This is a genomic window from Rugosimonospora acidiphila (assembly GCF_039543385.1).
GTDB classification, from domain to species: Bacteria; Actinomycetota; Actinomycetes; order Mycobacteriales; family Micromonosporaceae; genus Rugosimonospora; species Rugosimonospora acidiphila.
Map to the genome: position 1 here is coordinate 243125 of NZ_BAABJQ010000004.1, position 22523 is coordinate 265647.

22 protein-coding genes and 1 pseudogene are annotated in these 22523 nt (G+C 71.2%); 5 read left to right on the plus strand and 18 right to left on the minus strand.

The features are described from left to right. Nucleotides 1-20: 20 nt before the first annotated feature. The 3 genes and pseudogenes from ABEA87_RS08775 to rimP all read right to left on the minus strand — a co-directional run bounded on the left by ABEA87_RS08775 (nucleotide 21) and on the right by rimP (nucleotide 2197). Complete coding sequence (locus ABEA87_RS08775; protein WP_425570800.1) at nucleotides 21-386, minus strand: YlxR family protein; 366 nt, start codon at nucleotides 384-386, stop codon at nucleotides 21-23. A 123-nt stretch (nucleotides 387-509) separates the two neighbouring features. Then, nucleotides 510-1526 (minus strand): annotated as a pseudogene (nusA, locus tag ABEA87_RS08780) (transcription termination factor NusA); the annotation flags it as partial. Next, nucleotides 1523-2197 carry a ribosome maturation factor RimP gene (gene rimP / locus ABEA87_RS08785; RefSeq protein ID WP_345627757.1) on the minus strand — a complete coding sequence of 225 codons (675 nt, stop codon included), beginning with the start codon at nucleotides 2195-2197 and terminating at the stop codon, nucleotides 1523-1525. The pseudogene nusA and the gene rimP, both read right to left, overlap by 4 nt. A 224-nt stretch (nucleotides 2198-2421) precedes the next feature. On the opposite strand from rimP, the gene ABEA87_RS08790 reads away from it, so the two are divergent. The 3 genes from ABEA87_RS08790 to ABEA87_RS08800 all read left to right on the plus strand — a co-directional run bounded on the left by ABEA87_RS08790 (nucleotide 2422) and on the right by ABEA87_RS08800 (nucleotide 4107). After that, a complete protein-coding gene (locus ABEA87_RS08790; RefSeq protein ID WP_345627759.1) occupies nucleotides 2422-2925 on the plus strand; it encodes a hypothetical protein in 504 nt (167 codons plus the stop codon). After that, nucleotides 2922-3329, plus strand: a complete 408-nt coding sequence (locus ABEA87_RS08795) for a ferritin-like domain-containing protein (protein WP_345627761.1) — start codon at nucleotides 2922-2924, stop codon at nucleotides 3327-3329. The genes ABEA87_RS08790 and ABEA87_RS08795 overlap by 4 nt, the downstream gene beginning before the upstream one ends. A gap of 70 nt (nucleotides 3330-3399) precedes the next feature. Beyond that, nucleotides 3400-4107: a nucleotidyltransferase domain-containing protein gene (locus tag ABEA87_RS08800; RefSeq protein ID WP_345627763.1), complete on the plus strand. Its 708-nt coding sequence runs from the start codon at nucleotides 3400-3402 to the stop codon at nucleotides 4105-4107. 33 nt (nucleotides 4108-4140) lie between these two features. On the opposite strand, the gene ABEA87_RS08805 is transcribed toward ABEA87_RS08800, so the two are convergent. From ABEA87_RS08805 to ABEA87_RS08845, 9 genes are all read right to left on the minus strand, one after another. Then, nucleotides 4141-4887: a VIT1/CCC1 transporter family protein gene (locus ABEA87_RS08805; RefSeq protein ID WP_345627765.1), complete on the minus strand. Its 747-nt coding sequence runs from the start codon at nucleotides 4885-4887 to the stop codon at nucleotides 4141-4143. Nucleotides 4888-4890: 3 nt separating this feature from the next. Next, nucleotides 4891-5748, minus strand: a complete 858-nt coding sequence (gene map / locus ABEA87_RS08810; RefSeq protein WP_345627767.1) for a type I methionyl aminopeptidase — start codon at nucleotides 5746-5748, stop codon at nucleotides 4891-4893. A gap of 167 nt (nucleotides 5749-5915) precedes the next feature. After that, entirely contained in the window at nucleotides 5916-6671 is a 756-nt protein-coding gene (locus ABEA87_RS08815) for a gamma-glutamyl-gamma-aminobutyrate hydrolase family protein (protein WP_345627769.1), read from the minus strand. Next, nucleotides 6668-7435 carry a 3-oxoacyl-ACP reductase gene (locus tag ABEA87_RS08820; protein WP_345627771.1) on the minus strand — a complete coding sequence of 256 codons (768 nt, stop codon included), beginning with the start codon at nucleotides 7433-7435 and terminating at the stop codon, nucleotides 6668-6670. The genes ABEA87_RS08815 and ABEA87_RS08820 overlap by 4 nt, the downstream gene beginning before the upstream one ends. After that, a complete protein-coding gene (locus ABEA87_RS08825) occupies nucleotides 7436-8788 on the minus strand; it encodes an aldehyde dehydrogenase family protein (RefSeq protein WP_345627773.1) in 1353 nt (450 codons plus the stop codon). A gap of 103 nt (nucleotides 8789-8891) precedes the next feature. After that, the gene (locus ABEA87_RS08830) at nucleotides 8892-10250 is read right to left on the minus strand and encodes a glutamine synthetase family protein (RefSeq protein ID WP_345627775.1); all 1359 of its coding nucleotides are present in this window, start codon (nucleotides 10248-10250) and stop codon (nucleotides 8892-8894) included. 159 nt (nucleotides 10251-10409) lie between these two features. After that, nucleotides 10410-11987, minus strand: coding sequence for an amino acid permease (locus ABEA87_RS08835; protein WP_345627777.1), 1578 nt, complete (start codon nucleotides 11985-11987; stop codon nucleotides 10410-10412). 528 nt (nucleotides 11988-12515) lie between these two features. Continuing rightward, nucleotides 12516-13199 (minus strand): hypothetical protein, encoded by a 684-nt coding sequence (locus ABEA87_RS08840; RefSeq protein ID WP_345627779.1) that lies wholly within the window; start codon nucleotides 13197-13199, stop codon nucleotides 12516-12518. Nucleotides 13200-13346: 147 nt separating this feature from the next. Next, nucleotides 13347-14186 carry a GNAT family N-acetyltransferase gene (locus ABEA87_RS08845; RefSeq protein WP_345627780.1) on the minus strand — a complete coding sequence of 280 codons (840 nt, stop codon included), beginning with the start codon at nucleotides 14184-14186 and terminating at the stop codon, nucleotides 13347-13349. A gap of 215 nt (nucleotides 14187-14401) precedes the next feature. On the opposite strand from ABEA87_RS08845, the gene ABEA87_RS08850 reads away from it, so the two are divergent. Next, nucleotides 14402-14719, plus strand: coding sequence for a hypothetical protein (locus tag ABEA87_RS08850; protein WP_345627781.1), 318 nt, complete (start codon nucleotides 14402-14404; stop codon nucleotides 14717-14719). On the opposite strand, the gene ABEA87_RS08855 is transcribed toward ABEA87_RS08850, so the two are convergent. Both ABEA87_RS08855 and ABEA87_RS08860 read right to left on the minus strand, forming a co-directional pair. Then, the gene (locus ABEA87_RS08855; protein ID WP_345627783.1) at nucleotides 14701-15507 is read right to left on the minus strand and encodes an ABC transporter permease; all 807 of its coding nucleotides are present in this window, start codon (nucleotides 15505-15507) and stop codon (nucleotides 14701-14703) included. The genes ABEA87_RS08850 and ABEA87_RS08855 overlap by 19 nt on opposite strands. Next, nucleotides 15507-16457: an ATP-binding cassette domain-containing protein gene (locus tag ABEA87_RS08860; protein ID WP_345627785.1), complete on the minus strand. Its 951-nt coding sequence runs from the start codon at nucleotides 16455-16457 to the stop codon at nucleotides 15507-15509. The genes ABEA87_RS08855 and ABEA87_RS08860 overlap by 1 nt, the downstream gene beginning before the upstream one ends. 280 nt (nucleotides 16458-16737) lie before the next feature. On the opposite strand from ABEA87_RS08860, the gene ABEA87_RS08865 reads away from it, so the two are divergent. Further along, a complete protein-coding gene (locus tag ABEA87_RS08865) occupies nucleotides 16738-17295 on the plus strand; it encodes a PadR family transcriptional regulator (protein ID WP_345627787.1) in 558 nt (185 codons plus the stop codon). 58 nt (nucleotides 17296-17353) lie between these two features. Here ABEA87_RS08865 and ispG read toward each other — a convergent pair whose 3' ends face one another. From ispG to ABEA87_RS08885, 4 genes are read right to left on the minus strand one after another with little or no spacing between them, the layout of a single operon-like run. Continuing rightward, entirely contained in the window at nucleotides 17354-18523 is a 1170-nt protein-coding gene (gene ispG / locus ABEA87_RS08870) for a flavodoxin-dependent (E)-4-hydroxy-3-methylbut-2-enyl-diphosphate synthase (RefSeq protein ID WP_345627789.1), read from the minus strand. 17 nt (nucleotides 18524-18540) lie between these two features. Continuing rightward, on the minus strand, nucleotides 18541-19791 hold the full coding sequence (locus tag ABEA87_RS08875; protein ID WP_345627791.1) for a M50 family metallopeptidase: 1251 nt from the start codon (nucleotides 19789-19791) through the stop codon (nucleotides 18541-18543). After that, nucleotides 19791-20978 (minus strand): 1-deoxy-D-xylulose-5-phosphate reductoisomerase, encoded by a 1188-nt coding sequence (gene dxr, locus ABEA87_RS08880; protein WP_345628185.1) that lies wholly within the window; start codon nucleotides 20976-20978, stop codon nucleotides 19791-19793. The genes ABEA87_RS08875 and dxr overlap by 1 nt, the downstream gene beginning before the upstream one ends. 25 nt (nucleotides 20979-21003) lie before the next feature. Then, nucleotides 21004-22383: an aromatic ring-hydroxylating oxygenase subunit alpha gene (locus tag ABEA87_RS08885; RefSeq protein WP_345627793.1), complete on the minus strand. Its 1380-nt coding sequence runs from the start codon at nucleotides 22381-22383 to the stop codon at nucleotides 21004-21006. Nucleotides 22384-22523: the final 140 nt, after the last annotated feature.

A 22523-nucleotide genomic window follows, 5' to 3' on the forward strand; every position in this document is an offset into this window, starting at 1 on the left:
GCCCGGTCATTTCAGCGACTTCATCGTGTGCCCATGTCGGTCGTCCTACCTTGCTGATTCGGGCGGGGCGATGCCCCGCCGTCGGGTGTTCCGAGAAGCTGCCACAACGCACCGGCGTCGGTGACTCCGGTGACACGCAACGCGCGCCCGAAGGCGCGACGCCGCTCCGCGAGCGTGAGACACGCAGGATCGGGATGCAGATGAGCTCCGCGACCCGGCCTGACGCGTGCCGGATCGGGTTCGAGGACTATGACGCCGTCCGCGGGCCCGGTCGCGACAACTCGCAACAACTCGGAGGTCGAGGCCCGCTTCCGACAACCCACACAGGTTCGAACCGGCAGAAAAGCCCGGTCCGGCGGAATCGCCGGACGCGCGCCACGTACCACTCGTAAAGTCTACCCCGTCGGCTGTGCGGCGGCTCCGCCCGCCTCTACGGCGTGATCGCCGGACGGCTGCGCGGCCACCCGAGTCACATCGATGATCTCTTGACCGGTCGGCTGCTGGCCGACCGGAGCCGACTCGACGACCTGCTCACCGGCCCCGCCGGCCGGCTCGGTATCCGGACGAATGTCGATGCGCCAGCCGGTCAACCGGGCCGCCAGCCTGGCGTTTTGCCCCTCCCGACCGATCGCCAGCGAGAGCTGGTAGTCGGGCACCGTCACCCGGGCGGTGCGAGCGGAGGCGTCCACCACATCGACGCGCAGCGCCTTGGCCGGCGACAGCGCGTTACCGACGAAGGTCGCCGGGTCCTCGGACCAGTCGATGATGTCGATCTTCTCACCGTGCAGCTCGCTCATGACCGAGCGCACCCGCTGCCCCATCGGGCCGATGCAGGCGCCCTTGGCGTTGACGCCGGGCTGGGTCGAGCGTACCGCGATCTTGGTGCGGTGACCCGCCTCGCGGGCGATGGCCGCGATCTCCACGGTGCCGTCCGCGATCTCCGGAACCTCCAGCGCGAACAGCTTCTTCACCAGTCCCGGGTGCGATCGGGACAGCGTGATCTGCGGCCCGCGGAAGCCCTTGGCGACATGCACCACGACCGCCTTGATCCGCAGCCCGTGCTCGTACGACTCTCCCGGCACCTGCTCCGCGGCCGGCAGGACCGCCTCCAGCTTGCCCAGGTCGATCGTGACGATGCCCTTCTCGGCCCGCGCCTCGTGCGCCTGAATCACGCCGGTGACCAGGTCGCCGTCCCGGCCGACGTACTCGCCGAAGTGCACCTCGTCGGTGGCCTCCCGCAGCCGCTGGAGGATCACCTGCTTGGCGGTCATCGCCGCGATCCGACCGAAGTCGTGCGGCGTGTCGTCATACTCCCGGACGATCGAGCCGTCCTCGGCATCCACTTCCTGTGCGAAGACGGTGGCGGCACCGGTCCGGCGGTCGATCTCCACCCGGGCATGCGGGTTCGCACCGTCGGTGTGCCGGTACGCGGTCAGCAGCGCGGTCTCGATCGCCGCGAGAATCGTCTCGAACGGGATCTCCCGCTCGCGCTCCAGTGCACGGAGGGCCGCGAGGTCGATGTTCACTCTTCGTCCTCCTCTCGCTCCTCGTCAAAGTCGGCAAACTCGCCGTCCGGGTCGGCCGGGTCGTCGTCGACATCATCGTCGCCGATGTCGTCCAGCCGGCCGAATTCGATCTGTACCCGGCCCGGACCCAGCACCCCGTACCCGAGGTCCTGCTTCCGGCCGTCCACGTCCAGGGTGACCCGCTCGTCGTCGGCGGCAGCGATCCGGCCGGTCAACTGCCGGTCCTCCGCCTTCACCGCGACCAGCCGGCCGATGTTGCGCCGCCAGTGCCTGGGCAGGGTCAGCGGTCGGTCCACTCCGGGCGAGCCGACCTCCAGCACGTACTCCCCTGCGGTGAAGGCCCCGCCGGTCTCCTCGGCGGCGTCCAGCGCGGCGGAGATCTCCCGGGAGAGGTCGGCGACCTCGTCCAGGCTCACGCCGCCGTCCCCGTCCACCAGGACCCGCAGCAGGTGCCGCCGGCCCGCCCGGGAGACGGTCAGCTCCTCCAAGTCGAACCCCGCGGCCTCGACCACCGGCCCGACCACCACTCGCAGCCGGGCGCGTTGCGCCACCAGCTCGCTGCCTCCGGGCCTCACGACGGGCCGCGCGGCCGCGCCGGCCCGAGATCCTCGGTCAGACGCCGCGACGGCGCGACCCCCTGATCGTCCAGAGGCGCGGTTACGGTTAACCACCCCACACCTCCGATCCCACGCTAAACGGACACGACGACACGCCGCACGCCCGGCGTACCGGCGGCGGCTGCGCTGAGCGTAACGCGCCGTAACCCAAGATGGGCCAGCGCCGCTCCGACAGCGCGTCGGAAGGATCCCGTGGACCACCGATTTCGCACCGATGGTGTTCGCTTACTACGCTGCGACGGGTCTGTGGTTGATACGCGTCGGCTGGAGGCAAAGAGATGGTCTATAACGGGCATTCCCGGCGGACCCTGCTCGGCGCAATGATCGGTGGTGCGGCCCTGACCGGCGCGGCCGGATGCGGCGTGTTCGGCGACGGCGACCGGTCGGAGCTCACCTCCTCGCCGAAACCGGACCCGCTGGCTCCGATGATGGCCGGCACGCTGGCGTTGATCGGCGTGTACACCGCCACCATCGCGGCCCAGCCGACCCTGGCCAACCGGCTGAATCCCCTGCTGGCCGAGCACCGCGCACACGTCGACGCGCTGCGTGCGGCGGCGGGCGGCCCCTCGTCCGGCCCGTCGACCGGCCCCTCGTCCGTGCCGTCCGGCACCGGCCCGAGCGTGCCCGCGAACCCGACCGAGGCGCTGGCCGCCGTCCACACGGCCGAGCAGTCCGCGCGGGACACGGCGGTCCGCGACTGCCTGGCCGCCCAGCCGCGGTACGCGGCCCTGCTGGGCTCGATCGCCGCCAGCCGGGCCTGTCACCTGGAGGTGCTGGGATGACCGGCCTGCCCGACGCGCTGACCGGGGAGCACGCCGCGATCTACGGGTACGGGGTGCTGGGCGCGCACCTGCGCGGCCCGGCCCTGGACGCGGCCCGGCAGGCCCAGGCGGCACACCGCAGCCGGCGGGACACCCTCTTCGTCGACCTGGCCGCGGCCGACGAGCCGGCACCGGAGGCGGCACCCGCCTACGATCTACCGTTCTCGGTCACCAATCAGGACACGGCGGTCGCCCTCGCCACCCAGATCGAGGAGCGCACCGGTGCGGTGTGGCGGACCACCCTGCCCGACGTCACCGGGAGCCAACGCCGGCTCGCGCTCGACGCGCTGACCGACTGCGCGCTCCGCGCGGCCCGCTGGCGGCGGATGGCCGGCAAGGCTCCGGGGACCGTCGCCCTGCCCTGAGGGCGCCGATGTGCCGGCCGGGCCGCGCCGGTTCACACCCGTAGCGGCCGGTCGGGGGCACAATGACGGCGTGCCGACCAACCCGTACCCGACCAGCCCGCGCTGGACGCTGGCCGAGGAGATCACCGACGCTGTGCGCCGGCGCTACTCGACCGATGTCCTCGCGGTCGGGGTGCACGGTGCCGTGGCGCACGGCGACGACACCGAGGACAGCTACCTGGACCTGATGGTGATCATCGAGGGGTCGCGGACGGGGCCGCAGCCGGCCACCCGCCGGGTCAACGGGAGCATCATCGACCTGGGCGTGATCAGTGCCGGCGAGTACCTGGCGCACGCCCGTACCCTGTCCACCGCCTGGCCGCTGGCCGCCGACCAGTACCTGACGGCGAGGCCCACCTACGATCCGGACGGCTGGTATCCGAGACTCCGCGACGCCCACCTGGCCCGGCTGGCCGGGGCGGGCGCGGGCGAGTTCACGGCGCTGGCCCTGCAGGCCTGGTACCGGGCGTGCTCCGCGATCGGCCGGGCCCGGCAGCTGGCCGGCGGGTTCGAGGCGGACGCGGGGCTGGTGGCGCTGTCCGATGCCCGGGTGGGCGCGGCCGTGGTCGAGGGGCTGCTGACCCGCACCTACTTCCGGGACGACGCCGACGCCGTACGCCGTACCGGCATCGCCGGAATGGGACTGCCCGACCTCAACGAACGGCTCGCCGTCCAGGCCGGGCTGCTCGCCCACCGGGGCCGGCCGGTCGACGGCACGGTTGCGGATCTGTTCCCCTGAGCGCAGCCGCGGCCACAGCCCAGCCGGTTCGGCTCAGCCGATGCCGCTGATCCCGATCGCCCGCCCGATCAGGAACGTGGCGCCGGCCGCGGCCAGGCCGAGCACCAGCTGGCGCAGTCCGCTGACGTACCACCGGCGGTTGGTGAAGCGGGCGGTCAGCGCACCCGCCACGAACAGCCCCACCCCACCCACGATCAGCGAGAGCCACAGCTGGGTCGCGCCGACCAGGTACGGCAGCAGCGGGACGAGCGCCCCGGCCGAGAAGCACAGGAACGAGGAGAACGCCGCCACCCACGGGCTGGGCTGCTCGGCCGGGTTGACGCCCAGCTCCTCCTGGGCGTGCAGGCGCAGCGCCGCGTCCGGGTTGCGGCCGACCGCCACGGCCACCTGGCGCGCCAGGTCCGCCGGCAGGCCGCGCTCGATCCACATGGAGGCCAGTTCCTCGGCCTCGGCCTCGGGGTTGCGTTCCAGCTCCCGGCGCTCCTTGGCCAGCTCGAACGCGACCTGGTCGTTCTGGGTGCGCACGCTGGTGTACTCGCCGAGCCCCATCGAGATCGCCCCGGCGACGAGCCCGGCGAAGCCGGTGAGGATCACGTTGTGCGCGGAGACCCCGCCGCCGCCGACGCCCGCGATCAGGGCGATGTTGGTGACCAGCCCGTCCATGGCGCCGAAGACGGCCGGCCGCAGCCAGCCGCCGGAGACGTCGGCGTGGTGGTGGCTGTCCTCGGCCGCAGGCGGGGCATCGGGCGCCTGGGACAGCGGCGTGAACGGGTCAGTCATGTCTCACGGCAGGGTCAGGATGTCGGCGCCGTCCTCGGTGACCACCAGGGTGTGCTCGAACTGGGCGGTCCACCGGCGGTCCCGGGTGACCACCGTCCACCCGTCGGCCCACATCTCGTACTCGTGGGTGCCGAGGGTGATCATCGGTTCGATGGTGAAGGTCATCCCGACCTCCATGGTCGTGGTCAACGCCGGATTGTCGTAGTGCGGGATGTACAGGCCGCTGTGGAATGCCTCGCCGATCCCGTGACCAGTGAAGTCACGGACCACACCGTAACCGAAGCGCTTGGCGTACGCCTCGATGACACGGCCGATCACATTGATCGGCCTGCCCGGCGCGACCGACTTGATCGCCCGCATCATCGCCTCGTGCGTGCGCTCGACCAGCAGCCGGGCCTCCTCGCTGACCTCCCCGACGCAGAAGGTGGCGTCCGTGTCCCCGTGCACGCCGTCCAAGAACGCCGTGACATCGACATTGATGATGTCGCCGTCCTCGATCACCGTCGAGTCGGGGATGCCGTGGCAGATCACCTCGTTGAGGGAGGTGCAGCAGGACTTGGAGAAGCCGCGGTACCCGAGGGTGGACGGGTAGGCGCCGTGATCGCACAGGAACTCGTGCACCACCCGGTCGATCTCGTCCGTGGTCACGCCCGGCTTGCAGTGCTCCCCGGCCAGCACGGTGGCCTGCGCGGCCAGCCGGCCGGCGACCCGCATCTTCTCGATCGTCTCGGGCCGCTGGACGTGCGAGCCCGTGTACGGGCGGGGCCGCTTCTTCCCGACGTACTCGGGGCGGGGAATGCTGGGTGGGACCTGCCGCCAGGGGCCGATCGTGCCAGGGGTGAGCGCAGCGCGGACGGTCATGCTCCCCACCCTATCCGCCCCCGCCGGCCGGTCCGCCCGACGATCGCCCCCGGAGCCCTGCCGCCGAGGCGGGGCCGGTCAGCACCCGATCGGTACCGGGCAATTCCGGGCGATCCGGTCGAGAGCGGGCGGCCCGTCGGCGCCGGTCGGACGCCCGCGGACCCGGCTCACCTCGACATCGACGATGGTGCGCGGTCCGTGGAACGGAGGGCCGCCCGCCGGGTCGCGCCGGCACTGGCCTCCCCGGCGAGGGCCTCGAACAGGCGCGGATCGGTCAGCTCCTCGGGGTGCCACTGCACGCCGAGGACGAACCGCCGCCGCGGATCCTCCACCGCCTCGATGACACCGTCGTCGGAGCGGGCCGTCACCACCAGCGACCCGGGATCCCGAACCGCCTGGTGGTGGTAGGAGTTCACCAGCGCGGTCGGACCGAGGATCGTGTGCAGCGTCGATCCGGCCGCGACCGTCACCGGGTGCTCCCCGTACCGGCCGGGCGCCGGCTGGTGCCGCTCGTGCCCCACCAGCTCCGGCAGGTGCTGATGCAGCGAACCACCGGCCGCCACGGCGAGCAGCTGCATGCCCCGGCACACGCCGAGTACCGGAAGGTCGGCGTCGAGCGCGGCGCCCAGCAGGGCCAGTTCCCCCGCGTCGCGGTCGGGCCGGGTCACGGTACGCGGATGAGCGGACTCGCCGTACTGGTCGGGGGTCACGTCCGCGCCGCCGGCCAGTAGCAGCCCGTCCAGCCGGCCGAGCAGATCGGCGTCCACGTCATCCGGAGGGATCACCACCGCCCGGGCTCCGGCCGCTGTGACCCGCCGCACATAGGCGTACGGAACCAGGGCCGCCGGGGCCTGCCACACCCCCCAGGCGGCGTCCTCGACGTAGCAGGTGATGCCGATCACCGGCCGGGCGTGCGGGCTCACAGCGGGGTCACGTACGCGCCGGTGAGGCCGCCGTCCACCACGAACGTGTTGGCGGTCATGAACGAGGAATCGTCGCTGGCCAGGAACGCGACGGCGGCGGCGATCTCCTCGGGCTCGCCGAACCGGCCCATCGGCACATGCACCAGCCGCCGCGCGGCCCGCTCCGGATCCTTCGCGAACAGCTCCTTGAGCAGCGGCGTGTTCACCGGCCCGGGGCACAACGCGTTGACCCGCACGCCCTGCCTGGCGAACTGGACGCCGAGTTCGCGGGTCATCGCCAGCACCCCGCCCTTGCTGGCGGTGTACGAGATCTGGGAGGTGGCGGCGCCCATCAGCGCGACGAAGCTGGCCGTGTTGATGATCGAGCCCTTGCCCTGCCGGACCATGTGCGGGATGGCGTGCTTGCAGCAGAGGTAGACGCTGGTCAGGTTGACCCGCTGTACCCGCTCCCAGGCCTCGATCCCGGTGTCCAGGATCGAATCGTCATCGGGCGGGGAGATGCCCGCGTTGTTGAACGCGATGTCCACCCGGCCGTACCGGTCGACGACGCCGTCGAACAGGGCGGCCACGGCCGGCGCATCGGTGACGTCGACCTCCACGCACTCGCCGCCAACCTCCCGTGCGCAGGCCCGCCCGGCCTCGGCGTTCACGTCTGCGGCGACGACCCGGGCGCCCTCGCTGGCGAACCGGCGCGCGGTCGCGAGACCGATCCCGCTGCCCGCGCCGGTGATCACCGCTACCCGCCCGTCAAGACGACCAGCCACTCAGTCCTCCGAACTGATGAAGACGTTCTTGCATTCCGTGAACGCTTGGACCGCGTCCGGCCCCAGCTCCCGCCCGAGCCCGGACTGCTTGACGCCGCCGAAGGGCGTCCAGTAGCGCACCGAGGAGTGCGAGTTGACGCTCAGCGTGCCGGTCTCCACGCCTCTGGCGACCCGGATGGCCCGCCCGACGTCGCGGGTCCAGACCGAGCCGGACAGGCCGTACTCGGTGTCGTTGGCCTTCGCGATGGCGTCGGCCTCGTCCTCGAACGGCAGGACGGACACCACCGGCCCGAAGATCTCCTCGCGCCAGTGCCGGTCCGTCGTGGACCGGGCCAGCAGAACCGTCGGCGGGTACCAGAACCCGGCTCCGCCGGGCGCCGTGCCCCGGAATGCCACGTTCGCTCCGTCCACATAGGACGCCACGGTGTCCCGGTGTCCGGCGGAGATCAACGGTCCCATCTGCGCCGTCTCGGACCGGGGATCCTCGCAGCGGAACGCCGCGACGGCCGGTTCGAGCAGTTCGAGGAACCGGTCGTAGACGCTGGCCTGCACCAGGATTCGGGATCGGGCGCAGCAGTCCTGGCCGGCGTTGTCGAACACACTGGCCGGCGCGGTGGCGGCCGCCTTCTCCAGGTCGGCGTCGGCGAACACGATGTTCGCGCTCTTACCGCCCAACTCCAGGGTCACCCGCTTCACCTGTTCGGCGCAGCCGCCCATGATGCGCCTGCCGACCTCGGTCGAACCGGTGAAGCAGATCTTCCGCACCGCCGGGTGGGCCACCAACCGCTGGCCCACCACGCCACCGCTGCCCGGGATCACGGTGAACACCCCGTCGGGCAGCCCGGCCTGGCGGCCCAGTTCGGCCAGGCGCAGCGCGGTCAGCGGGGTCAGCTCGGCCGGCTTGAGCACCACCGTGTTGCCGGCCGCCAGCGCCGGGGCGAAGCTCCAGCCCGCGATCGGCATCGGGAAGTTCCACGGCACGATGACGCCGACCACCCCGTACGGCTCGTAGAAGGTGACGTCCAGGCCGCCCGGTACCGGAATCTGCCTACCGGACAACCGCTCCGGCGCACCGGCGTAGTAGTTGAGGACATCGCGTACGTTGCCCGCCTCCCATCGGGCGTTGCCGATCGTGTGGCCCGAGTTGCGCACCTCGATGGCGGCCAACTCCTCAAGGTGCGTGTCCACAATGGACGCGAACCGGCGCAGCAGCCCGGCCCGTTCGCCGGGTGAGGCCTTCCGCCAGGATTCGAACGCCCCCCTCGCGCGTTCGATCGCGGCGTCGGTCTGCTCGACGCTGCTGGCCGGTACGGTGGCGACCACGTCCCCGGTCGCCGGGTTGAGCACATCCATGTCCGTGTTCCGAAGCCCTTTCCGGCTCGACGCTGGTCCGGCGCGCCGCTCGATTCCTCCGGCGGCTCGACCCGCGCCCGGTCGGCCGCGCACACCCGGTCGTTCACATCCGCTCGAAGCCCCGGTACAGCTCCCAGTCGGTCACCGCGGCGTCGAACGCGGCCAGTTCGACCCGCGCGTTGTTGGCGTAATGCTCGACAACCCCGTCACCAAAGGCGGTTCGTGCCAGGGCGGAGGACTCCCACAACTCCGCCGCGTCGCGCAGGTTCGCCGGCACCCGCGGCGCGGCACCGTCGCGGTACGCGTCGCCGTCGTACTCGTCCTCCAGCGCCAGGTCCGCCTCGATGCCGTGCAGCGCGCCGGCCACCATGCCGGCCAGCGCCAGGTACGGGTTCACGTCACCGCCCGGCACCCGATTTTCCACCCGCGTCGATGCCGGCGAGTGGCCCACCAGGCGCAGGGCGCAGGTGCGGTTGTCCCGACCCCAGCGCACCGCCGTCGGCGCGAACGAGCCCGGCTGGTACCGCTTGTACGAGTTGACGTTCGGCGCGTACAGCAGGGTCAGCTCGCGCATGCTCGCCAGCAGGCCGGCCAGGACGTTGCGGCCGAGGGCGGACATGCCTTGCCCGTCGACCATCGCGAATGATCCGTCCACTGTGGAGCGTAAGGAAAAGTGAATGTGGCAGGAGTTGCCCTCCCGCGCGTTCGGCTTGGCCATGAAGGTCAGCGCCATCCCCTCCTGGGCGGCGATCTCCTTGGCCCCGTTCTTGTAGATGACGTGGTGGTCGGCGCAGGCCAGCGCCTGGTCGTAGCGGAAGGCGATCTCGTGCTGGCCGAGGTTGCACTCGCCCTTGGCGCTCTCCGGAACGAGCCCGGCGCCGGCCATCTCGGTGCGAATCCGGCGCAGCAGGGGCTCCACCCGGGCGGTGCCGAGCAGCGAGTAGTCGTTGTTGTAGAGGTTGGCGGGCGTGAGGTCCCGGTACCCGCCGCGCCACGCGTCCTCGTAGGAGTCGCGGTAGACGACGAACTCCAGTTCGGTGCCGGCATAGGCGGTCAGGCCGTGCTCGGCGAGCCGCCCCAGCGCCCGGCGCAGAATCTGGCGGGGCGAGGGCGCCACCTCGGTCCCGTCGAACCACTTCAGGTCGGCCAGCAGCATGGCCGAGCCCGGCTGCCAGGGCACCCGGCGCAGCGTGGCGAGGTCCGGAACCATGGCGAAGTCGCCGTACCCCGTCGACCATGACGACATGGCGTAGCCGTCGACGGTGTTCATGTCGACGTCCACCGCGAGCAGGTAGTTACACCCCTCGGTGCCGTTGGCGAGCACCTCGTCGATGAAGTGCCGGGCATGGAATCGCTTGCCCTGCAACCGTCCCTGCATGTCGACGATGCCGACCACGACGGTGTCGATGGCGCCGGATTCAACCTCCGCCCGCAGCGCCTCGACGGGAAGCGGTGCGGTCATGTCGGGCACCTCCCAAGGTCTACTCCCAAACCATTTGCCGGTCAATCAGCCAGGCGGCCCGGCGGTCCTCGCGGCGGTTCGCCGGCGCCGTCGCGGTACGTCCGCACATCCGCCGCGGCGGCGGCACCGACCCCGTGGGCGCCGCCGCGGCAGCCGCGCCTATTCCACCTGCGCCGGGGTGGGCTGGGGGGTGGGCGCCTCGTCGATGGTGCGCCGGGGCCCGGTGAACCACTTGCGCGCGGACAGCAGCCACCACAGGCCGACGCCGAGCACCATCACGCCGACCGCGATCGGCGCGTAGTTGACCGAAGGCCAGCTGAATCCCTTGGTGAACGGCACGCCCGCCGGGACCGTGGGCAGGATGAAGTACACCGCCACCACGATGATCTCGATCGACGCCGCCCAGCCCATCCACTTGTAGTGCCGACCCAGGGTCCACGGGCCCGGGGTGAACCGGTCCCCCATCCGCAGCCGCAGCATGATGGGGATCAGGAAGGCGAGGTACAGCCCGATGACGGCCACCGAGACCACCGCGTAGAAGGCGATCGGCGCGCCGTTGTTCTGGTACAGGGCGGGGAGGGTCAGCAGCCCGCCGGCCACGCAGCCGGCGATCACGGCGTTGACCGGGGTGCCGTTGCCGTCCAACCGCGTCCAGACCCGCCAGCCCGGCACCGCGCCGTCCCGGCTGAACGCGAACATCATCCGCGACATGCTGGTCACACAGCTCATCCCACAGAGGAACTGCCCGATCGTGGAGATGACGAGCACGGCCTTGAAGAACCCGGAGGACAGCGCGTCCTGCAGCAGGGTGCCCGAGAAGCCGAACGAGGCGGTCAGGTTGTTGGGATCCTTGACCGCGAACAGGAACGCCAGCAGCAGGATCCAGCCGCCGACCGCCGAGTAGAAGATCGAGCGCCACAGCCCACTGGCCGCGGTGCGGGCCGCGCCAACGGTCTCCTCGGAGACGTGCGCGCAGGCGTCGAAGCCGGTGATCGTGTACTGGGTGAGCAGACCGCCCAGCGGTAGCACGTAGAGCCAGAATCCGGCCGTGCCGGTGTGCTGGTGGAAGAACCCGTTGGCGTTGATGGTCCTGGTGAAGACGAACGACGCGCTCTGGTGCGTGGCGGGCACGAACACCAGGATCAGCACGACCGCGGCGACCCCGGCCACGTGCCACCACACCGAGATGTTCTGCAGGCTGTCGATGACCCTGGCACCGAAGATGTTGATGAGCGCGTGCAGCGCCAGGATCGCGATGAACAGTCCGAAGGCCTGGTGCAGGCTGCCCGACCAGCCGTTGATCGTGTTGGCGAAAATCAGGTTGAGGAAGGTCGCGCAGCCGTAGTCGACCGACGCGGTGACCGCCACCAGCCCGATCAGGTTGAACCAGCCGGTGAACCACCCGTACGCCGGGCCGCCCAGCCGGGACGCCCACCAGTAGATCCCGCCGGCGGTCGGGAACGCGGACACCAGCTCGGACATGCACAGACCGATGATCAGAATGAACGCCGAGATGATGGGCCAGCCCCAGGAGATGGCGATCGGGCCGCCGTTCATCCAGGCCTGCCCGAACGTGGTGAAGCAGCCGGACAGGATGGAGATGATGGAGAACGAGATGGCGAAGTTGGAGAAGCCGCTCCAGCCGCGGTGCAGTTCCTGCTTGTACCCCAGTTCGGCGAGCCGCTTGGAGTCGTCGTCGGCTGGATTGGCGGACTGCGGTGGCGATGCCGTTGCCATGGCGCCTCCTCGTGCGAGGGGTTAGGGGGTGAAGGCGGGGCGGAAAGCGACTCCGGGGCACACGAGTCCGCAGTGGACACGAACCCACGGCACCCGGGTGGCCGCGCACTGATCGTGATCGGGGTTCGCCCCGGCGGCGAGGTCGCCGAGACCCGCGATCGTTCCGTCCATAGTGGACTGTGTGGCACGACGCCGCCGGCAGGCGGCGACGACCGGACCGATGGCGCCGGGCGCGTCGCCCGACCGCGCCGGACACACCGCCGGGAACGCCGCCGGCTCGGCAATCCGCCGACTGGTCTGGGTCGTGGCGCGGCGTCGGACGCGCCGAGCCAGACCGGTCGGTAAAGGCGCCTCGTCCATCGTGATGAGCCCGGTCATCGCCCCGCCTCTCATCGAGCACGGCAGGTGTGGTGGGCAAAGTGTGAAACTAGGCGATCAAGACCGTCAATACCCCGGAGGTGCCGATCTGAGCTGGCCGGATGAGCCCTACGGGCCCGGCCGGTTTGGTGCTAATGACTCGCTGGGCGGCTACCGGTCGTCCAGGGTGGGGTCCGGCTGCCCGGTGGACGTGGGCGGGTGCGACGACCCGGCGTCCGCGGCCGTGGCGGCGTCCACGCCGTACGATCCGATCCAATCGCGGGTGCGCGGCGCGGGCGGTGGCGCCGGAACCGTGGTGGCGTCCGAGCCCGGGCGCAGCGGAACCGTGGTGGCGTCCGAACCCGGAACGGGCGGCAGATCGGCCGGCCTCGCCGTGCGGCCCAGCCGCTCGTAGAGCGCGCCGGCCTGATGCGCGAGCGCGCCGGCCACCGCCGGTACCGCCGGCAGCAGCCAGTTCGCCACGAAGCCGGCCGCCGCGAGGTTGGCGATCAGCAGCGCCGCGGTCGCGCCACCGATTCCCTGGACCAGGCCCCGCCAGGCGGCGTGCCCGGCGTGCACCACCGCCGCGCGGCGGGAACCCTTGGGGCCCGGCTCCGGAAAGTCCCTGGCGCCCCGGAAGTCCCGGCGGCCCAGGTTGAAGCCGGCCATGCCCACGGTCAGCGAGATGCCCACGGTGACGGCCAGCAACGTGCGGTGCGTACCGAGTTCGAGCACGCCGTACGCGGCGGCGCCCAGGGCCACCGCCCAGACGGCGCGGACCCAGTCCTTCTTCTCCCCCGGGTACCAGACGTAGCGCGTCCGGTTCTCGGAGAGCTTCTTGACGACTTGCCCCATCGGAGGTTCACCCCACTGGTCGGGCGCACGGGTGCGGGCGGCTGACCGAACGCGCTGGCCGGAGTATTCGTGACCTTCGCCGTGATCCTCGGCCCCGGACACCCCGCCCGGGGCCGTTTCGCGCCCGACCTCTCACATGATGGGAGGTCAGAACAGGACGGTGGCGAAGGTACCCACCCGTTCGAACCCACATCGGGCGTAAACCCTCCGAGCTGGCTCGTTGTAGTCGTTGACGTACAGGCTGACCGTCGGCGCCACCCGGTGCAGCGCGTCGTGCACCACCGCCGCGACCCCGCGCGTGGCCAGGCCACGACCGCGCCACTCCGGCGCCACCCAGACCCCCTGCACCTGCGCGGTGTGCCGGGTCACCACCGCGAGCTCCGCCTTGAACACCACCCGTCCGTCCACGATCCGGGCGTACGCCCGGCGGGCCCGGATCAGCTCGGCGATCCGCTCCCGGTAGCCGCGCTCGCCACCGTCCACCGTCGGCGAGACGCCGACCTCCTCGGTATACATCGCCACCGCGGCCGGGAACAGCAGGTCGAGCTCCTTCGGGCGAACCAGGCGCACCTCCGGATCCGGCGGCACCGCCGGCAGGGCGCCGGTGGCCAGCAGGGGCTGGCACGGCCGGACATCCCGGGCGGGGCCCCAACGCACCGCCAGCCGGGTCCACAGGTCCAGCACCGCGTCCGCGGTGCCCACTATCGAGGAGCAGCTGCGCCCGTTGAGCCCGGCCAGGTCGGCGAAGGCCGCGGTCGCCTGTGGCGTGGCACGCACCGGGATCAGGTTGTTACCCAGCCAGCACAGCGACTGGAGATTTCGGCGGCTGCCGTAGCCGAACACCCTCGCCTCGGTCCGCCACCAGGCCAGCCCGAACGCGGCGACCTGCTCGGCGACCTGCGCCGCGGCGTAGGGGTCGCGGTCGAGCAGCCGCTCGACAGCAATCCGTTCGGCGTCTCCGAGCAGCCGGGCGGGAACCGTGAGCACGCCCCTAGCCTGCCAGACTCGACGGGCGGATGCGTACCGGGGAAATGAGACACTGTTATCCGTGCGGGTGGCCATCCTCGGACCGTTGGCGGTCACCGACGACGGCGGCCAGCCGGTGGACCTCGATGGCCCCCGGTTGCGGACCCTGGTGATCCGTCGCGCGCTGGCCGGCAGTCGACCGGTGGACAGCGGCGCCCTGATCGATGCGGTCTGGGGTGATTCGCCCCGACCTCGGCCGTCAATGCCCTGCAGACCCTGGTGTCCAGGTTGCGCCGCCTCCTGCCGCGCTGGTCGCCGAGCCGACCGGGTACCGGCTGAGGGGCACGCGCCTGGACACCGAGGAGTTCGAGCGGCTGACCGCCGAGGGACGCCGGGCGCTGCGGGACGGCGACCCGACCCCGCTCGACGTCGCCCCGCCCGGCACTCCCGACCCCGCCGACTTCCACGGGCGGGCGGGCGGGAGCGGCCTGGCCGGCCAACGCCCCCGTGACGTCGGCCGGCCGAGCGGACCGGATCAGGATTTGCGGCGGTAGGCCGTCACCGCCAGGGGTGCGAACACCACGACGATGCCCACGATCCAGGCCATCGCGTGCCAGGCCGGCGTGGCTACCGGGCCGGTGCCGAGCATCAGGCCGCGGGTCGCGTCGGTCAGCGCGGTGATCGGGTTGATCTTCACCCAGGCCTGCAGCCAGCCCGGCAGCGTGACGGTCTGGGTGAAGATGTTGCTGCCGAAGGTCAGCGGGAAGCCCACCACGAAGCCGAGCCCCTGCAGGCTCTGCGGGCTCTTGACCACCGTGCCGAGCAGCACCCAGATCCAGCACAACGCCAGCGCGAACGCCATGACCAGCGCGACGGCGCCGATCACCGGCAGCACGCCGTTGTGGAACCGGAAGCCGAGCAGCGAGCCGTAGGCCAGCAGGACCCCGATCGAGATCACGTAGCGCACCACGTCGCCGAGGACCAGGCCGGTCAGCGGGGCGGACCGGGCGATCGGCAGGCTGCGGAACCTGTCGAAGATGCCCTTGGTGATGTCCGTGTTCAGGTTGATCCCGGAGCCCATGCTCGCGAACACCACCGTCTGCACCGTGATGCCGGGCAGCACGAACTGCAGGTACTGGTGGCGGTTCATGCCGCTGATCGCGCCGCCGAACAGGAACACGAACATGGTCACGAAGATGATCGGTTGCAGGCTCACGTCCAGGAGCTGCTCCGGGTTGTGCCTGATCTTCACCACGGCACGCCAGGCCAGGGTGAACGAGTGCCGGACCGCGCGGACGGGGTTGATCTTCCGGACCAGTACCGGTTGGGCGATGGCGACCATCAGTTCTCCTCCTCCGCGCCGTGTCCGGTCAGTGACAGGAACACCTCGTCCAGGCTGGCCAGGCGCAGGGCCAGTTCGGTTACCGCGATGTGCTCCTCGCGGAGCCGACCCACCACCGTGGCGAACGCGTCATCGTCGTCCACCGGCACCGACAGCAGCCCGGCGTCGTCGGCGCGCTGGCTGGGCACGGTACCCACGGCCTTGCCCACGATCTCGGACACCGCCGGCAGGTCGGCCGGGTCGGACGGGCGTACGTCCAGCGTCTGCCCGCCCACCTTCGCCTTGAGCTCGGACGGCGTGCCGCTGGCGATCACCCGGCCGTGGTCGATGACCGCTATCTCGTTGGCCAGCCGGTCGGCCTCGTCCAGGTACTGCGTGGTGAGCAGCACCGTCACCCCGTCTGCCACCAGGTCCCGGACCATGCGCCAGACCTCGCCCCGGCTACGCGGGTCGAGCCCGGTGGTCGGCTCGTCCAGGAACAGGATCTCCGGCCGGCTGACCAGGCTGGCGGCCAGGTCGAGCCGGCGGCGCATGCCGCCGGAGTAGGTCTTCACGCTGCGCCGGCCGGCCTCGGACAGCTCGAACTGCTCCAGCAACTCGGTGGCCCGCCGCTTCGCGTCCCGCCGAGGCAGTTCCAGCAGCCGGCCGATCAGGAGCAGGTTCTCGAACCCGGTCAGGTCCTCGTCGACCGCCGCGTACTGGCCCGTCAGCCCGATCAGCGAGCGGACCCGGTCGGCGTCGTGACGCACGTCGTATCCGCCCACCTTGGCCTGGCCCTCATCCGCCCGGATCAGGGTGGTCAGCACCCGCACGGCGGTGGTCTTGCCCGCGCCGTTGGGCCCAAGCACGCCGAGCACGGTGCCCTGCCGGACGGTCAGGTCGACGCCGTCCAGCGCCTTCGTCTTTCCAAATCGCTTCACCAGGCCGGTGGCCTCCACCGCGTAGTTCATCGCCCGACTCCGCTTCGACCGGTGCGGGCGTGGCGGCGCGAACGTCCCGCGCTGGCACCCCACCAGCTGCACTCGCTCATGACTGTCAGTCCCCTCGTGTGTCCGTCGATGCACATGGTGGCCGACGGCGCTGACAGCGCGCGCACGCGCCGCTGACAGCCGACAGAAGTCCAACTGACGCGGCCTCGTCCAGCGACGGCCATCACGCCGACCACGGTTGCACACCGATAGGTTAGCGATATATCGTCAACACATCAACGACAGAACGGAGGGAGTCACGATGGACTTCCGAGCGATGCACGAGGCGCGGGCGCGCGCCTTCGGGGGCTGGCGTCCGCCGTTCCCACCGCCCGGGCACGGGCACGGCAGGGGTCGCGGCGGACGCGGTGGACGAGGGGGTCGCCGGGGCAATGTGCGCGCCGCGGTCCTGGCGCTGCTCGCCGAGCGCCCGATGCACGGCTACGAGATGATCCAGGAGCTGGACACCCGCACCGGCGGCGTGTGGCGGCCGAGCCCCGGTTCGATCTACCCAACTCTGCAGCTGCTGGAGGACGAGGGTCTGATCGTCAGCGAGGAGAGCGGCGGCCGCAAGCGGTTCACCCTCACCGACACCGGCCAGACCGAGGCCGCCACGGCGGCGGCCGACCCGCCGTGGAACGAGTTCAGCGAGGAGACGGTCGCCAGCGGGCAGGACACCCGGGACGCCATCTTCGGGATCATGAACGCGCTGCGGCAGATCGGCTTCGAGGGCGACCGCGAGCAGTGGCAGCGGGCCGTCGAGGTACTGAATGAGACCAAGCGCAAGCTGTACGCCATCCTCGCCGACAGCAGCGAGTGACGCGCACACGCAGCGGGGGGCGGCCGGTCGGCCGCCCCCCGCTGTCGTCAGTTCGTGGTCAGCCCACGGTGACCGTCGGGCCGGTCAGTCCCTGGAGCTCCTCGGGCAGCTCGGCGCCCATCTCGCCGGCCATCCGCACGGCCTCCTCGACCAGCACCTCGACGATCTGCGACTCAGGCACAGTCTTGATCACTTCGCCCTTGACGAAGATCTGACCCTTGCCGTTGCCGGAGGCGACGCCGAGGTCGGCCTCCCGGGCCTCGCCCGGTCCGTTGACGACGCAGCCCATGACCGCCACCCGCAGCGGCACCGGGAACCCGTCCAGCGCGGCGTGTACCTGGTCGGCCAGCGAGTAGACGTCGACCTGGGCCCGGCCGCAGGACGGGCAGGAGACGATCTCCAGGCCGCGCTCGCGCAGGCCCAGCGACTCCAGGATCTGGGCGCCGACCTTGACCTCCTCGACCGGAGGCGCGGACAGCGAGACCCGGATGGTGTCGCCGATCCCCTCGGCCAGCAGCGCGCCGAACGCCACCGACGACTTGATGGTGCCCTGGAACGCCGGGCCGGCCTCGGTGACCCCGAGGTGCAGCGGGTAGTCGCAGCGCTGGGCGAGCAGCCGGTACGCCTTGATCATGACTATCGGGTCGTTGTGCTTGACCGAGATCTTGATGTCCCGGAACCCGTGCTCCTCGAACAGCGAGCACTCCCACAGCGCGGACTCGACCAGCGCCTCGGGCGTGGCCTTGCCGTACTTCTGGAGCAGCCTGGGGTCCAGCGACCCGGCGTTGACGCCGATCCGGATCGGGGTGCCGGCGTCCTGCGCCGCCCGGGCGATCTCGGCGACCTTGTCGTCGAACTTCTTGATGTTGCCGGGGTTGACCCGTACCGCGGCGCAGCCCGCGTCGATCGCGGCGAACACGTACTTCGGCTGGAAGTGGATGTCCGCGATCACCGGGATCTGCGACTTCTTCGCGATCATCGGCAGCGCGTCGGCGTCGTCCTGCGAAGGCACGGCGACCCGCACGATCTGACAGCCCGCGGCGGTCAGCTCGGCGATCTGCTGAAGGGTTGCATTGACATCCGAGGTCAGTGTCGTGGTCATCGACTGAACGGACACTGGTGCGCCCCCGCCGACCGGCACGGTGCCCACCATGATCTGGCGGGACTCGCGACGCGGGGCAAGCGGCTCGACGGGCGCACTGGGCATACCAAGATTGACAGCGGTCACAGCAGGATCACTCGCTCCTAATTGCCGAATAGAGTGACGGGGTTGATGATATCGGCGGCGACTGTCAGCAGCGTGAACCCACCGAAAACAAGGATCACCGCGTAGGTGATGGGCATGAGTTTGAGGTAATCGACCCGGCCCGGGTCACGCCGGCCGATCTTGGCATAGAACCAGGACCGGACCCGCTCGAACCAGGAGATGGCGATGTGTCCACCATCCAACGGCAGCAGCGGCAGCAGGTTGAACACGCCGATGAAGAAGTTAAGGCTGATCAAGAAGCTGAGAAACAGCGTCCAGGCACCGTGCTGCACGCTCTCGCCGCCGAGCCGGGTGGCGCCGACCACACTGATCGGGCCGTTCGGGTCGCGGGGCTTGCCGGACAGCGAGTCCCACAGGTTCGGGATCTTGCTTGGGATGGTCTTGAGTGACGAGCCGATGCCCTCGAACAGCTGGCCAGTGAAGCGGCCCGACTGGCCGATCGACTCGATCGGCCCGTAGGTCACGGTCGTCGGGATGTTGGATGGGAGGGCCTGGCTGACCCCGAGCGCGGCCACCGTGGTCGGCGGGCCGCTGGGGTTGTCGGCCGGGTGCCGCGGCGCGGCCACCAGGTCGATGTTGGCGGTCTTGGTGACCCCGGCATGCTCGAAGGTCAGGGTGGCCGGGCCCGGCTTGGCCGCCCGGATCGTGTTGACCAGGCCGATGTAGGTGGCGACCTGGGTGCCGTTCACGGCCGTGATCTTGTCGCCGTTCTGCAGGCCGGCCTGCCTCGCCGGCGACTGCGGGTCGCTGGGTAGGCAGTTGGTCCGGTCGGCGTTCAGCTGCACGCAGTTCTCGATCGAGACGGTCGCCGGCAGCGCGTCGACCTTCGCCTGATCGTTCAGGTCGGGGTTGGGCACGCCGACCAGGAACAGAGTGACCCAGAGCACGACGAACCCGAGGATGAAGTGCATGATCGAGCCGGCGGACATCACGATCGTGCGCTTCCAGACGGGGTAGCGCCACATCGCCTTCGGCTCGTCCTCGGGCGCCACGTCGTCGTCCTGCGGCGTCATGCCGACGATCTTCACGAACGCGCCGGCCGGGATCGCCTTCAGCCCGTACTCGGTCTCACCCCGGCGGAATGAGAACAAAGTAGGGCCAAAACCGACAAAGTAGCGGGTAACCTTCATCCCGAACGCCTTGGCAGTGGCCATGTGACCGGCTTCGTGCAGGGCGACCGAAATGAAGATCGCCAGCGCGAAGAGCACGACACCGATCAGGTATGCCATCAGGCTCCTTCCCCATCGGCCGCGACCAGCTCGCGGGCCCGGGCCCGCGCCCATGACTCGGCGGCGAGCACCTCCTCGACCGTACCTGGTTCCGCGAAGTCGGGTGCCTCGCTCAGTACCCGTTCGAGCGCGTCCACGATCCCGAGGAACGGCAGCCGTCCGGCCACGAACGCCGCTACCAACTCCTCGTTGGCCGCGTTGTAGATCGCCGGCCGGCAGCGGCCCGCCCGCCCGGCCGCCTTGGCCAGCCGCACGGCCGGGAACGCCTCGTCGTCCAGCGGTCGCAGCTCCCAGGTGTGCGCCGCGGTCCAGTCCAGCCCCGGCGCCGCGTCCGCCACCCGCTGCGGCCAGCCGAGCGCCAGCGCGATGGGCAGCCGCATGTCCGGCGGACTGCACTGGGCGATGGTCGAGCCGTCGACGAACTCGACCATGGAGTGGATCACCGACTGCGGGTGGACCATCACCCGGATCGCGTCGTACTCGATGCCGAACAGCTCGTGCGCCTCGATCACCTCGAGGCCCTTGTTGACCAGAGTGGCCGAGTTGATCGTGACGACCGGGCCCATGTCCCAGGTCGGATGCGCCAGCGCCTGCTCCGGCGTGACCTGGGTCAACTCCTCCCGGCGCCGGCCCCGGAACGGTCCCCCGCTCGCGGTCAGCACCAGCCGGCGCACCTCGTTGCCGGCCCCCGAGCGCAGGCACTGGGCCAGCGCGGAGTGCTCGGAGTCGACGGGGGTGATCTGCCCCGGCCGGGCCGCCTCGCGGACCAGCGGGCCGCCGGCCACCAGCGATTCCTTGTTGGCCAGCGCCAACCGCCGACCGGCGCGCAGCGCGGCCAGCGTGGGCGCCAGCCCGAGCGAGCCGACCACCCCGTTGAGCACGGTGTCGCACGGCCACTGGGCCAGCTCGGTCATGGCGTCCGGCCCGGCCACGATCTTCGGGATCCGGTACCCACCGGTCGAGTACCCGCGGCGCTGGGCCTCGGCGTAGAAGGCGAGCTGCAGGTCCTGCGCCGCCGAGGCGCGGGCCACCCCTACGACGTCCACCCCCAGCTCGAGCGCCTGGGCGGCGAGCAGGTCCACGTTGCCCCCGCCGGCGCCCAGCCCGACCACCCGGAACCGGTCCGGGTTGCGGCGCACGATATCGATGGCCTGAGTACCGATGGAGCCGGTCGAACCGAGCAAGATGATCTCGCGGACAGCGCTCACCAGATCATTGTCCCCGATCGTCCGGCGCGGCATCGACGCAGGCCGCGGCAACCGCCCCGATCGGGTCGAGATAGCACCGGGCCAGCAACGACATCCACCGGTGAACCGCGTCCTCGCCGGCGGCCAGCGGGCCGGGGCGGAAGTGCGGCGAGGACAGCCCGCGCTGAACGGACTCGCAGGCCGCCCAGTCCTGACGGTTGGTGAGGTCCCAGAAGTCCACGGCGTAGCCCGGATCCGTACCGACCCGGGGGAAGTACCAGGCGCACTCCACCCGGGTGGCACCGGGCGACAGCGGCTCCAGCCGGTGGGTCATCACGTAGTCCGGGTGCGCCGAGATCAGCAGGTTCGGAAAGACGGCCACATAGCGAACGGTCCCCTCGGGCGCGCCCTCGATGGCGGTGCCCGCCGACCGGCCGTCCAGCGACATCGTCTCGGCGGTTGGGCGCAGGTCCATCGCACCGCCCACCCAGGCACCGGGCAACGCCCAGTTCTGCCCCGATCGCGGCGGCGAGACCCGGCACAACTCGGGATGGATCAGCGGGCAGTGGCAGCACTCCTGGTAGTTCTCGACGATCACCTTCCAGTTGGCGGCCACCCGATACTCATGCCGGGCGCCGCGCCACAGCGACCCGGGCCGGTAGGGCGCGATCAGGCCGGCCAGCCCGCCGAGGTAGCTCGGGAACGGGGGCGCGCCGCCGAGGGCGTTGACGAACACCCAGCCGTGCCACACCTCCACCGGAAGTTCGACCAGACCGTACCGGGCCGGGTCGAACGGCGACGTGGCCACCACGCCGGCCCCGGGCGCGCGGGCCAGCGAACCGTCCAGCCGGTACGACCAGCCGTGGTACGGGCAGATCACCGACGGGCGGCCGGCCGTACCCCCATCAGGCAGCAATTCGTGCCCTCGGTGCCGGCACACGTTGGCGAACCCGCGCACGCCGCCGTGCCCGCGCCCGTCGCCGTCGCCGCCGCCGTCGCCGCCGTCCCCGCCGTGCCCGACATTCCGGGCGGGCGCGGTCAGCAGGACGCCGACGTCGCCGACGGTCAGCGCGCGCTGCGTGATCTCGCTGCCGCCGAGTCCGTCGCCGGCAGCGAGGGGACTCTCGGCGCCGAAAAGAACGCCGGGGCCGGGCCGGCCGCCGGCGAAGAGGTCGTCCACGCGGCCGACGCAGGTCCAGGCGCCGGCGAACAGCTGCCGGCGCTCCCAGTCCAGTACCGCGGGATCGGTGTAGGCCGCGGCGGGCAGCGTCCGGGACGCGCCGAACGGTCGCAGCGCCTCGGCGACCGCGGCGGGATCGAGCGGCGCGGCCGGCCCGAATGATCCCGCTGGCCCGGGCCACCCGGATGATCCGACCGACCCGGATGATCCGACTGGCCCGGTCATCGTCGGGCGGGGGCCGCGTCGGCCCGGCGGCCGCGCGGCTCGGTCGGCTCCGCGCCCGATGAGACGTCGATGGCTGTGCTCGATGGAACGTCACTGACCGCGCCCGATGAGATGTCGATGGCCGCGCCCAGTGGAACGTG